Genomic DNA, 13,035 nt, shown 5'->3' on the forward strand with positions numbered 1-13,035 from the left:
CGGTGTCAGTAAGACGCCTCGACCGAGGCGCCCACGTAGGGGCGACCGGTGGTGATGATCAGCCGGTGCGAGGCGTAGGACGGTGGAGGGACCTTGTTGAAGGTGAGGTTCTTGCCGAACACGGAGACCCAGACGCGCTCGATCGGCGAGAAGGACACAGCGGCGTCGAGGTTGAACGCCGATCGCGCCGCCAGGCGATCTCTCGGCGGCAGCTCGTCCGTGTCGTGGGTGGGCGCGTCCCTGGAGCCGTGGCTGTTCATGCCAGTCCGGAGGGTCGCGGCGAGCCCGGCGGTGAACCGGCTGGCGCTGTAGCTCAGGTGGCCTTTGACGAGGTGGATGGGGTAGTTGGCCCAGGTCTCGCCGTCCCAGTTGGTCAGGATGTTGAGGTCGCTCTCGGCGGCGAACGGCTTCGACACGCTGTACCAGAGGTCCCCCGCGAACCCGCCGCCGAGGTCGGCGATCGCGCCGATCTCGCCGCCGAGGGCGTCGACGTCCGCGGTGCTGTTCGCGAAGCTGCCCCACCAGCCGCCCACGGCCGGGTGCCTGGGGTTGTGGGCCACGTGGTCCTCGAAGTCCTCGGGCCGCACCCGATCCCACAACACCCAGCCGAGGGTATTCCTGTAGCGCTCATAGAAGACCGCGACGTCGAGGGCGAGGCGCTCGTCGAGCAGGCCCACGACATAGTCGAGCTCCACGAGGTGGGAGGACTCCGGAACGAGCGAGGGCAGCGGCGCGATGGGCTCGTCCTCGAAGGCGGCGTTGAATCGCTCGAGCCAGTTGAAGTAAGCGGCGTCCGGGAAGCGGAAGCCCTTCTGGTAGGACAGCTTGACGTTCTGCGTGTCGCTGATCGCGTAGGCGGCCGCGACGCGGTAGGAGGGGCTGTCCACCGGCTCGGGCTCGCGCGAGAGGCCCCCGCGGAGGTTCAGCTCTCCAAACTCGGTGTGATCGAAGCGCAGGCCCGCGGAGACGGTGAGATCGTGGAAGGTGGCCGTGCTCTCGCCGAAGGCGGCGAGCTCGGTCCACGAGAAGCTCTCCGGGGACTCGAAGGCGGTCCCGTAGAGCCGTCCCCAGCGGGATCTCTGGCCGTTGAAGCGCTTGTGGCTCGCCGACGCGCCGATCGCGAGCTGGCTGTTCGGCAGCGCCGTCGTCTTGTAGATCGCCTTGATGTCCCGGTGCTCCTCGCCGAGGCCCCCGACCGGCAGGAGCCCTGCGCCCGGGGCCGGATTGGACGCCTTCGCCATCTCGGCTGCGACCCAGTCGGCCGGGACGAGGGCCGTCTCGAAGGCCGAGAAGGTCGGGACCAGCTCGACCTTGTGCTGCCTGGACAGGTGGACGTGGATCTCCGGCGTGACGGCGAACGTCCTCTGCCGCACATGGCCGGTGTTGCTGTCGGACCACTGGCCCGCGAGCTGCTCGGGGGTCATGCCCCTGTTCGGGGCGTTGCCCATCATCGACGTCTGCGCGTAGTCGAGCCGCAGATCGACGCTGACGAGGCTGCGCTCGGAGCCGTAGCGGAAGCGGCCGAAGCCCTTGTAGCTCGGCTCGCCGAGGGCGTTGACGCGCGTGTGGTGCAGGAAGGGAGACGCCGTGACGCCCGCGTAGTCCTTCCCGTACAGCTCTGCCGTGTTCGGCCGGGGCGCCTGGGGCAGCTCTCCTTCGTTGTCGGCGTGGCCGAAGTAGAGGAAGCAATCGGCGTTGTGCTTCTCGCTGAGCAGGCCGCCGTAGCTGACCTCCAGGGTGCGCGTGTCGCCGGAGGCATACGACGCCTTGCCCCAGAGCCCGGGGCGGGTGATCCCCGTGGGCCTGAGGACGTTGACGAAGCCGCTGATCGCGCCCGAGCCGTGGACGATGGCGCCTGGGCCGAGGATCACCTCGACCCGCTCGATGTCTCCGGTGAGGGGCACGGCCAGCGTGCTCCCGATGGCGCCGAAATGGGCGCGCATGTTCGTGTTCACGCCGTCGACCATGACGAGCGTCTTGGCGTTGTTGTCGATGAGCACGCCGCGCACGCCGATGAGGCGCGAGGTGCGCTCGTGCTCGCCGATCAGGACGCCGGGCTGGTGGGCTTGCAAGAGGTCGTCGAGCGAGCGGACGGCGTAGAGCTTCAGCGTGCGCGCATCATAGAGCCGCGCCTGGCCGGTCGACGTCTTGCTCTCGGTCTCGAAGAAGCCAGTCGACGAGACCTTCACGTTGAGGAGCTCTTCGAGGTCGAGCGAGAGGAACTGCCCCTGCCCGCCGTCATCGCCGCTGGCCAGCGCCTCGCTCCCCGGGGTCTGCGCCCAGGAGGAGCCCGCCGCCCCGAGAGGGCATAGCAGCGAGCAGAGGAGCAAAGCTGACTTGCGCATCGATTCCCCACGTTCGAGCGCCGGGCAGGGCGCACGGGATCGGGGCGAGCCGGTGGCCCGAGGTCCTGGAGCACGCCTGGACCGCCGGTCATGGCTGTGCGCGGCGGCGCCAGCGGGCGCGCGCTGCCCGGTCTCCCCCACGAGTCTGCAACGGAACTGTTCGCTGACTTGCTGTATTGCGCGAACATCCCGATGTTACACGAATACCAAGACGCGTCAACGGCTGTCCTGAACGCTCGACGCGGAGCGCCGCGAGCCCGCCGGCGCGCTTTCGACTCCCGAGAGCGCACTCTCGAGAGCGCATCGTGGGGGCGGGAGTTGCACCCAGGGCGCGACTCGATGGGAGTCGATGTGAGAAGGTGTGGTGTTCCCCGGTGAGCGGGCCGCGCCGGGGGCCGGCGTCAGCGCCCGGTGATCCAGTAATGGAAGGCGTGGAATCCAGCGCCGCGGCGCAGGGCGATCGCGATCGGGGCCGGCGTCGAGAGGCGCGCGGCGGGGAGGGGCAGGGCCCGCTCCACCCACGGTCCACGCGGCACGTCGATGGTGCCGATCGCCTCGCCCGCCACGGAGACGGCGAGCTCGGCGCCGTCGTCCGAGGCCACCCGGAGCACGAGGCGCGCCTCGGCGGGGGGCGCCGCGAGGTGGGCGACGAAGCGATCGGCTGTCCGGTGGTAGCGGCCACCGTCCGCGAGCTCCGTGCGCGTGAGGTCGAGCTCCCCTGGCGCGCTGCTCTCGGGCGCGGCGAGCGCGATCGCCATGTTGCGCTGGTCCGCGAGCGGATCGAGCGCATAGGCGTGCGCCGCCTCGGACTCGAGGTCCGAGACGTCGAGCTCGTCGAGGATGCGCTCGCCGGGCACGGACCGCACCGGCAGCGCCCCTGAGCCGAGGAGGTCCCAGCGCGCCTCGTAGGCGATCATCGTGGTGCCGCCGAGGATGGCCTGGTCCTCGACGGTGGCGTCGACCAGCGCGCGGCCCAGCACCGGCGGGCACGCCATCCAGTGCGGGTAGACGATGAAGTGGGTCGGCCGGCGCTCCGGGGGCAGCTTCTCGTAGTGCTCGAACCTGGAGCCGGCGCCGGCCACCCAGTAGCGCGCCTCGCCCTCGGTGGTCAGGCCCACGACGTCGAAGGTCCTGCGGCCGCTGAAGTAGGCGAGCGCGCCCGTGTCGTTGACGCCGATCCTGGCGTCCTCCGGCAGGTGCCGCGCGGCCCAGCGGCCGAGCCAGACCTGCTGCCGATCGATGGCGCGGGCGGAGTTGGCGAGGTCGTCGATGGCCCACGGCAGCCGCGCGGCCAGGGCGCCGGCGAACGCGCCGGCGAGGAGGGGCGTCACGTAGTGGAGCGAGGGCCGGAGCCGCTGGGCGACGTCGCCGAGCTCGCGCGCGAGGCAGGCGACCATGACGATCCACGCCGGCGCGAAGGGCCAGACGTACCGCACGCGGTTCCAGAGGAAGCTGAGGTACGTGCAGGGCAGCAGCGCGCCGAGCGCGAGGGCGCCGACGATCAGGGCGTGCGCTGGGCGGCCCCTCCGGTGCGCTGCCACGGCGAGCGCGACGGCGCCGAGGGCGATGACGGCGGCGGAGCCCTCGGGGAGGAAGACGGCCGTCCACTGGCCGCCGTCGATCACGTCGGTCACGAGCAGCCGGACGTTGTCGAGGAGCGCGGCCCCGAGCGTCGGTCCGTCGTAGTTGGGGTTGCCGATCAGCCACTTGACGGACGTCGTCGATGAGGTCGGGTGGCCCGCGAGCAGCTTGTTCAAGGCCGGGACGACGAGCGGACCGAGGAGCGGCGCGAGGGCGAGCAGGCGCCCGGCCGGGCGCGCGGAGTGCCAGAGAGCGCCGCTGCGGGAGGGGGATGGAGCGGAGAGGGGCGGCGCCGGGAGCAGCGCTGGAGGCACGGCGCGCGACGCCCGGAGGGCGAGCGCGATCGCGGCCAGCAGGGAGGCGAGCGCGCCCTCCGGGCGGAGCAGGGGCGCGACGAAGCCGCAGAGCGCGAGGGAGCGGGCGATGGAGGCGGTGGGCGGCCGCGAGGGCGCGCCTGGCTGCGCGGCCGCCGCGCTGTCCGTGGCGGGCTCTCGCGGTGCCGGCTCGCAGAGCGCCGCTGCCAGGCGGGCGGTGCGGGTGAGGATCCAGGCGAAGGCGACCGTCTCCATCCCGCTCCAGGCGAACCACGCGAACGCGGCGAACCCGGCGCACATCGCGCCCGCGCCGGCGGCGGCCGCGGGGCCGGCGAGGGGGCGCGCGAGGCGCGCGGTCTCGACGGCGAGCGCGGCGTGGAACACGAGCCCGAGCGCCCAGACCGCATAGACGAGCGAGAGATCGCGCAGGCCGAGCGCGTGGAAGGGGGCGAGCAGCACGGGCCAGAGCAGGCTGGTGGCGCCGCTCGAGTAGCCGTCGCCTGCGACGAAGCTGAAGAAGCCGCCCTCGGCGAGCCGCCGGGCGTACTGCATGTGGATGAACGCGTCGTCGAGCGGCAGGGCCGGGCGCCCGGCCTGCGCAAGGATCGCCCTGACGCAGAGCGCGCCGAGCGCGCCGCTCGCGGCGAGGGCGGGCGCATAGGGGAGGGCGCGCGTGGCGAGGGCGCGCAGCCGGGAGGGGGCCGGAGATGCCGCCATGGGCCCGACGCATACCACCGTGCCGCCCGGGGACAGCGATTTCCCGCGCCGGGTGGCCGGCGGATTTCCCGCGCGGGGGCGGCCGGCATTTGGTAGAGCGCCGGGGCTCCATGGTCTTCCAGCCGCGCCCGAACCACCCCTACGCCGACGCGCCTCGCTTCCCTGACGGCGACGATGTCTCCATCGACGCCTTGATCCCGGGCGCCGGCCCCGTCGAGATCGAGATCGGCCCCGGCCGCGGCGGCTTCCTGTTCGAGCGCGCGGCGGCGAGCCCCGAGGCGCGGCTGCTCGGGCTGGAGATCCGCCTGAAGTGGTCGGCGATCGTCGATGGGCGCCTGAGGAAGGGCGGCCTCGGCGGCCGCGTGCGGGCGCTCAACGCCGACGCGCGCGAGGCGCTCGCGCGGCTCCGCCCCGACGCGTCGATCGCGCGGTTTTTCCTGCACTTCCCGGATCCGTGGTGGAAGAAGCGCCACACGAAGCGCCTCGTGATGGGCCCGGCGCTGCTCGACAGCCTCGCGCGCCTGCTCGTGGACGGCGGCGAGCTCTTCGTGCAGACGGACGTCGAGGAGCGCGGCGTGCTCTACGCCGAGCAGATCGGCGCGCACCCCGCGTTCGAGCCGGCGGGCGACGCGCCCGGCTCGCCGCACCTCGCCGAGAACCCCTACGGCGCGAGGAGCCCCCGCGAGCACCACGCGATCGCCGACGGGCTGCCGGTGAGCCGGCTGCGCTACAGGAGGCGGCCGCGCGCGGCCGGCGGTGCGCCGCTGGATCCAGGCCAAGTCGCCGGCTGAGCCCGCTGGGCGCGCCGGCCGGGGCGCGTGAGGCGGATGGCGACCACGCTGCACGTCGTGCGTTCGAGCCTCGCGTGAACGAGAGTCGCCGCGGCGATCCTCGCTCAGGTGCTCATCACGGCGCGCCTGTGGCGGAGCGATCTGTGCTCGCGCGACCAGGAGCTCCTGCAAAGCGCGCTGCGTTGGCCATTGCCGGTCGCGGGATCCCTCATTGTGGTTTCGGGGTTGCGGCGGCAACACGAGGCCGTTGGCTGGCATGGATAACCCAGTCGCGCTGGGTGTTTGCCAACATTCCTGTGGATTTCGTCTGCATTCATACACTCAGGCGGGCGAGCGATCGCTTCTCTATACCTTGCTTCACACCGGCGGGCGGCCTGAGCGCTTCAGTTCTGCGTCGAAAATTTATAGCCTTGATGTGAATGGCGACCGAAGTGTGCGACCTAATTGGCGGTCGTTTGGTCTTCGAAAGTATTTCGTCTTGACCGGACGTATCGATCCGGGAATAGAGTTGTTCACGAGAGCGCCTGTATCCGCACCCTCTGGTGCTGGATGGTCTGCACCGATGGTTCGCGGCGCGAAGGCACGCAGCGGGAGGCTCCTCTTCTGCCCCCTGGTACCTTCGCCCGTCACGGTCCTGTCCACCACAGCGGCTCGACGACGCCGGGGGAGAAGAAGCCATGCATTCGACTTATCGATGCTTTGGGTCGCGGTCGTTTGCCGCCGGGAAGCTCATCGCCTCGCTCGTGGCGATGTCGATCGTTGAGCGCCGCTCGATGAGGACGTGACCGCGGAGGGGCCGCCCAGGCCCCGATTCGAAGTCAGTCGCTGAACGGGTAACCGACAGACGAAGCAAGTCTGCGACGGGGCACGTGTGTGCCTTCAGTCAAAGGAGACTCAATGCGTAGAATCAGTCACCTCCTTCCCTTGGCCTTCTTGGCGGGGATCTCCGGCCTGCTCGGCTGCTTGGGCGTCGCCGATCCGGACGGGCTGGCCGAGCCGGCCGAAGAAGACGTGGGCGCGAGCGAGGAAATGCTGGTGGCGCGCCCCGCCGCGCGGCTCATCTTGACCGACTCCGTCGTCGCGCGCCTGAAGGCGCGCGCCGCGGCTGGAGACGCCGCCTGGACGGCGTTGAAGAAGCGCTGCGACGATTACACGACCGGCACGATGCACCCGCCGAACGGCAGTACCTACCCGGGCTACCCGAACGTCGGGCAAGGCTATCAAGGTGACGAGTATCCGCCGGTCGTGCGCGCGCTGGGCATCTGCTATCGCGTGACGACCGACACGGCCGCGCAGGCTCGCTACGGCGAGGCCGGCGTCCGCCTGCTGGAGGCCATGAGCACCCCGGTCGCGTCCGGGGGGCAGAAGCCGTCGACGGACCAGGGTTACGGCATCCGAAACTACGTGGTCGGTATGGCGTTCGGCTACGACTGGCTCTACCCGGCGCTGCCGGCTGCGACGAAGACGCGCCTGGTCGCTTCGATGAACTCGTGGATCGACTGGTACGACGAGAGCGGGTTGATCAAGAACGACCCGATCGGCAACTACTTCGCCGGCTACTACCTGGCCAAGACCGCGGCGGCGCTGGCGACCGAGGGCGAGAACGCCAAGGCCAGCGTGTACTGGAACGACGTCGTGACGCGCATGTGGGGACAGCTCGTGAAGCCGAAGTTCACGAGCATGATGGCCGGCGGAGGCTGGCCGGAGGGATGGGGCTACGGCGGCAGGGCCGTCCTGTACATGGTCGAGGCGCTGTGGGCGACCAGGACGGCGACCGGCCTCGACTGGTGGAAGGAGCTGCCGCTGGCCCGCGAGCAGGCGACCTATGCGCGGTACTTCACGTGGCCTTCGCTCAAGCACATGGACGACCAGGGCACGATTCGTGCGGGCATCAACATGCGTCCTTCTGCGGCGCTGTTCCTCGGTCTGGCGACCATGCTCGAGCAGCAGGGCGACACCTCGGCCGCCGTCGCGCGCGGCTTCGCCGCCGACGTGATCGCGGCAGCGGGCGACGACTCGGCGCCGTGGTCCAGGTTCTTGTATGGCGATACGGCCGCCGCCAGGAGCGGGTACCAGTCGACCGGCTTGTCGCACTTTGCGGCCGGCCCTGGCCACGTCGGCATGCGCTCGTCCTGGGACAGCACGGCCGTGTGGGGGGCGCTGTCTGGCGGCGCGTACATCAACGCCGCCTACTCCGGTGAGCAGATGTTCAACGCCGGCGGTCTGAGCGTGGTGGTCGGCGATCAGCCGGTGCTGATGAACGCCACCGGCTGGCTGCCCCAGAACTGCGGCAACGCCTGCGAGAACCTGGTGAACGACGACAGCTACGGCACGAGCCAGCGCCGGCTGCACAACACCTTCTTCGTCGACGACGCCACGAACCGGTACAACCCCGGACAAAATTCGCTCTCACCGGTCGATTCGAACGCCCATGTAGAGCGGTACGAGGACCGCGGCGCGTTCGTGCGCGCGCGCGCCACGGGCCTCGGAGACCAGTACGGCAGCCCCACGGTCAAGCCGGTCTCGCAGTTCACGCGCGACGTGGTGTTCTTCCGTCCAGGCAGCTTCGTGCTGTTCGACCGCACGACGGTGGCGAAGGCCAGCGCGGACCAGTGGATGAGCTTTCACACACCCGTGGTGCCCCGTCAGGTGACCACCGCCGATGCGACACAGAGGCGCTTCGACGTCGTGGTGGGTAGCACGCTGGTTGGAAGCGTGCGCGCGCTGCTGCCGAAGAGCGCGAGCACGACGACGACGACGCTGCCGGCTTCGACGGCGCGGCTCGAGGTGCACGCTCCGGTGCGCGCGGCGGCGCAGCAGTGGCTGACCGTCGTCTCGGCGGGCGCGACGCTCGGCGAGCAGACGCGGCTGTCGTCTGCGGACGGCAACGTCATCGCCGGCGACGTGGTGGGCGTCGAGCTTTCGGCGCCGCAGAATCAGGTCGTGCTGTTCTCGGCCGATCAGGCCGCGACCGGCACCGTGTCGAGCGCGGAGTACCTGGTCTCGCAAACGGAAGCCCAGCACGTGCTGGTCGACGTTGCGCCCTCGAGCTCGGGATATGCGGTCACGGCCGTCGCCTCCGGCGGAAAATGGCGCATCCGCGTGAGCGCCGGCGGCGCGCTGCAGGTGTCGGGCGCCAGCAAGACCTTGAGCTTCAAGGTCAGCGCCACCGGCGCTGTCACGGCGGGCTCCTCGACGCCTCCGACGTCGACGCCGACCACACCGTCGCGGCCGACCGAGCCGACGCCGACCGAGCCGACGCCGACCGAGCCGACGCCGACCGAGCCGACGCCGACCGAGCCGACGCCCAGCGGTACAGCGCAGACGCTGACCTTCACTCAGGGCGTCAATGGCTACACCGGCGTGCAAGATGTGAGCATCTCCAGTATGAATTACTCGTCCAGCAACCCTGTCGGCACGGTCTACAGGACCAATGACGTGCTTCTCGCCGACACGCGCCGCCACACAACCAAGGCGCTCATTCGTTTCGACGTATCGCAGATCCCCACCACCGCCACGGTGACGGCCGCCACGCTCGCCGTGACCTTCGAGAGCTGGGTTGGGCCGCAAACCCTGAACGGCAACTTCATGAAGACGCCGTGGAGCTACGGCTCCGCGACGCTGGGCTTCAGCAGCGGGGGCGCGGGCAGCGACTGGACCGCGCCGGGCATCGGCTCGGGCGACGTGGAGGGACCGACCTTTCAGTTCCTGAACATCGACTCCAGCGGCTACCAGCGCAGATCGATCGCGCTCGACCCCGGCAGCGTGCAGAGGTGGGTCCGGAGCAGCGCCGCCAACCAAGGCCTCGTGCTCGCCAACTCCGCGACCGGCAAGGATCTGCGCATCTGCTCGAGCGAGGTGGCCAATGTCGCGAGGCGTCCGACGCTCTCGGTGACCTTCCAGTAGCGCCGCGCAGTCGAGAAAGGTCCTCCCGGACCGCAGTCGCTGGCCTCCTCGGCGACCCGGGGTACCAAGGTAAGATTCAGACGGCTTGGCGCGGGGGCGGTCCGGCACGGGCCGCCACGGCGTCTGCGTGTCATGCTGGCCCAGACACCGCGCCAAGGCACGCTCCCTCTTGCCGGCCGTGCCCTGGCCCATGTTGCCGCGAAAGGAGCTCCGAACCTACCTCGCTCGACGACGCGCTGTTCCAGCCACCGCGTCGCGCGGCGATACCGCCGCGGTGGCTCGCTTCCATCCTACCAAGGAGCGTTCGTGCGACTGTCATTCTCTTCGGCACATTGCGTCCTCGCCTTGGTCACCGGGCTCACGGGCATGCTCGGGTGCTCGGACGACCCTGGTCCCGGCAGCAGCGCGCCCGACGCGGGCGCGCCCGGCGATCCCGACGCGGGCGCGCCCGACGGCAGCCCGCCCTCCTCTGCGACGTTCGGTCCCCTCGGCGATCGGCCGGATCTGCCCGTCGACGGGCGGCTCACCATCGACGGCCTGCTCTCTGCCGTCGATGTCGTCCAGGACAGGGACGGTAGGCCCCATATCTATGCCGAGAACCTCGTGGACGCGATGCGCGTCGAAGGGTATCTGACGGCGCGCGACCGCGCGCTCCAGCTCGAGATCTTGCGGCGCACCGCCGAGGGGAGGCTCGCAGAGCTCTTCGGCGACCTCGATCGCACCACCATCGATCAGGACATCGCTCTCCGCCATGTCGGGCTCGGTCGGATCGCCAGGGCCCAGTACGACGCGCTCCCCGAGGGGGAGCTCCGCCAGATGCTCGACGCGTACGCGGACGGGGTGACCCAGGTGTTCAGGAAGATCCGCTCCGGGGACATCCTCCTCCCCGAGGGCGCGACGGGGATGCCCGCCAAGGCGTTCACCGACTGGAGCGGCGTCGACTCGCTCGCGATCAGCCGCTTCCAGAGCTACCTCCTGTCGTTCGACGCCGAGCTGGACATCACCATGCAGCGGTTCTTCGACGCCGCCCGGACGACGTTCGCGTCGAGCAGCGCCGATCCGCTCGCGCAGAAGCGCGCCGGCTTCGAGCGGGACTTCCTGAGGTTCGCCCCCTCCGAGCCCGCGGTGACCAGCAGCGGTTATCCCGCCTCCCCGGCGCGGGAGAAGGCGCAGAAGGCGGAGGACAAGGCGGCGAAGGGCGCGTCTCGCGCGCGACGACCGGGCCGCGCCGCGCCGGGCCGCGCGAAGCTCATTTCGTCGCTGACCGGCTACCTGAGCGCGGTCCAGCGCGCCAGGAGCAAGGTCGCCCCGGAGGGCTTCGGCTCGAACAACTGGGCCATCCACGCGAGCCGGAGCGCGACGGGGCACGCGCTCGTGGCCAGCGATCCCCACCTGTCGCTGAGCGCGCCGGCCGTCTGGTATGCCGTCTCGATCCATGTCACCGCGCCCGAGGGCAAGGACGCGAGCCGCGATGTTCACGTCGGGGGCGTCACCTTCCCCGGGATTCCGGGGATCATCCTGGGCCACAACGAGCACGTCGGGTGGGGAGCGACGGTCGCGATGTACGACGTCACCGATGTCTATGCCGAGAAGCTCACGCCCGACGGCAAGGCCGTGCTCTTCAAGGGCAATCCAGTGCCCCTCCAGACGGTCGAGGAGGTCATCGCGATCGCTGGCAGGGAGCCCTATACCTACCGTGTCCCGATCGTGCCCCATCACGGCCCGCTCCTGCCGACCATCGTCGACCACGCGGTGGTGGATCCGGACCCGGCCGTGGGGGCGCTCAGCGTCCGCTGGACGGGGCTTGCGCCGACGAAGGAGCTGGAGGCCATCTTCGGCCTGCTGCGCGCTCGCTCGGTCGATGATGCGCAGGAGTCGCTCTCGAAATTCAGCGTCGGCGCGCAGAACTGGGTGATGGGCGACACAGCGGGCGACATCCTCTGGACGACGCACGCGGCGATCCCGACGCGGTCTCCCGAGGCGTTCGCCTGGGACGCGGCCACCTATACGGGCGTCCTCCCCTGCATGGTGCTCCCCGGCGACGGGACCGCGGAGTGGACCGGGACGCTCCCCGAGCACCTCATCCCCCGGGCGAAGAACCCGCCGGCGGGATACCTCGCCACGGCGAACAACGACCCCATCGGGGACTCACTGGACAACGATCCATCGAACGGCACGCTCCCCGACGGCACCCCGATGTACCTGGGTTGCAGCTTCGACATCGGGTTTCGCGAGGGCCGCATCCAGGAGCGGATCGATGCTCACGAGGGACCTCTGTCGCCGGAGGATTGCGCGGCGATCCAGGGCGACATCAGGTCGGCGCTCGGCGCGAGGCTCGTGCCTCACCTCCTCCTCGCCGTGGACCGCGCCGAGGCGGAGCGCAAGACGCCCGGTACTCACCCCGATCTGACCGCGATCGTCGCGGACGCCGCATACGACCCGCAGCGCATCGCCGCCCTGCGGGTGCTCCTCGACGGCTGGGGCAAGGAGGCGGACTACAAGGCGGCCGTCGGCATCGATCTCGACACCGCCATGCCGCTCGCGGACGAGGGCGATGGCCCGGGCGCGATCGACGCCCGCGCCTCGGAGGCGACCCTGGTCTTCAACCTCTGGCTCGTCCGGGTGGTGCGCCGGGTGCTGGGCGACGAGCTCGACCAGATGGGCTTCTCGTCGTTCTCCCGGGAGCTGTCGGCGAAGGCGCTCCTCCACCTGTTCTCCGCCGATCGGGAGCAGCTCGCCACCTTCGATCCGGCCGTGCAGGACAGCACGCTGTGGGACGACATGGGCACGCCAGCGGTCGAGTCCAGGGACGAGCGCGTGCTGCGCGCCCTGCTCGACGCCCTCGCCTGGCTCGAGCAACAGGGGGGCTCCGGGGCTGCGGCGCCCCGCTGGGGCGCCTTTCACACGGTCACCTTCGACGCGCTCGTCCCCCTCTCCAGCAGCCTCAGTATCCCTCCGCCGAGCGATCCGCTCTGGAGCGGCGGCTTTCCGCGCGGCGGCGACGAGTTCGCGGTGGACTCCTCGGATTACCGCCTCTCGTGGGCGCTCGACGAGTCACCTGATTTCCGGTACGTCCACGGCCCGTCGCAACGGCTCGTCGTGGAGCTCGACCCGGCGGGGCCGAAGGCGTGGAACGCCATTCCCGGAGGGAATGTCTGGGACGCCGAGAGCCCGCATTTCCGCGATCAGGCGGAGCTCTGGCGAAAGAACCAGACGCACCTGGTGCCGTTCCTGCTCCCCGACGTGATCCAGGCGAAGGCGTCGCGCACGGTGATCGAGGCGCCATAGCCGGCGCGGCCACCGCGAGCGTCGCGCGCGCGAACGTCGGCATCGTTGCCGCCACAAAGGAAGAGCTCCTGACAAGAAACTTCCGCCGGTGTT

5 protein-coding genes are annotated in these 13,035 nt (G+C 70.5%); 3 read left to right on the top strand and 2 right to left on the bottom strand.

From position 1 onward, the window contains the following. Window positions 1-5: 5 nt before the first annotated feature. Both WMF45_RS04440 and WMF45_RS04445 read right to left on the bottom strand, forming a co-directional pair. Window positions 6-2,345 carry a TonB-dependent receptor gene (locus WMF45_RS04440; protein ID WP_437715719.1) on the bottom strand — a complete coding sequence of 780 codons (2,340 nt, stop codon included), beginning with the start codon at window positions 2,343-2,345 and terminating at the stop codon, window positions 6-8. A gap of 401 nt (window positions 2,346-2,746) precedes the next feature. Beyond that, window positions 2,747-4,957: a hypothetical protein gene (locus WMF45_RS04445; RefSeq protein WP_437715720.1), complete on the bottom strand. Its 2,211-nt coding sequence runs from the start codon at window positions 4,955-4,957 to the stop codon at window positions 2,747-2,749. A 110-nt stretch (window positions 4,958-5,067) separates the two neighbouring features. Between WMF45_RS04445 and trmB the strand changes: the two genes are divergently transcribed. The 3 genes from trmB to WMF45_RS04460 all read left to right on the top strand — a co-directional run bounded on the left by trmB (window position 5,068) and on the right by WMF45_RS04460 (window position 12,942). Continuing rightward, window positions 5,068-5,748, top strand: coding sequence for a tRNA (guanine(46)-N(7))-methyltransferase TrmB (gene trmB / locus WMF45_RS04450; RefSeq protein WP_437715721.1), 681 nt, complete (start codon window positions 5,068-5,070; stop codon window positions 5,746-5,748). A gap of 897 nt (window positions 5,749-6,645) precedes the next feature. Next, window positions 6,646-9,654, top strand: coding sequence for a DNRLRE domain-containing protein (locus WMF45_RS04455; protein ID WP_437715722.1), 3,009 nt, complete (start codon window positions 6,646-6,648; stop codon window positions 9,652-9,654). 306 nt (window positions 9,655-9,960) lie between these two features. Beyond that, window positions 9,961-12,942: a penicillin acylase family protein gene (locus WMF45_RS04460; RefSeq protein WP_437715723.1), complete on the top strand. Its 2,982-nt coding sequence runs from the start codon at window positions 9,961-9,963 to the stop codon at window positions 12,940-12,942. Window positions 12,943-13,035: the final 93 nt, after the last annotated feature.

The sequence above is a fragment of the Sorangium sp. So ce448 genome, from assembly GCF_051520915.1.
GTDB classification, from domain to species: Bacteria; Myxococcota_A; Polyangia; order Polyangiales; family Polyangiaceae; genus Sorangium; species Sorangium cellulosum_B.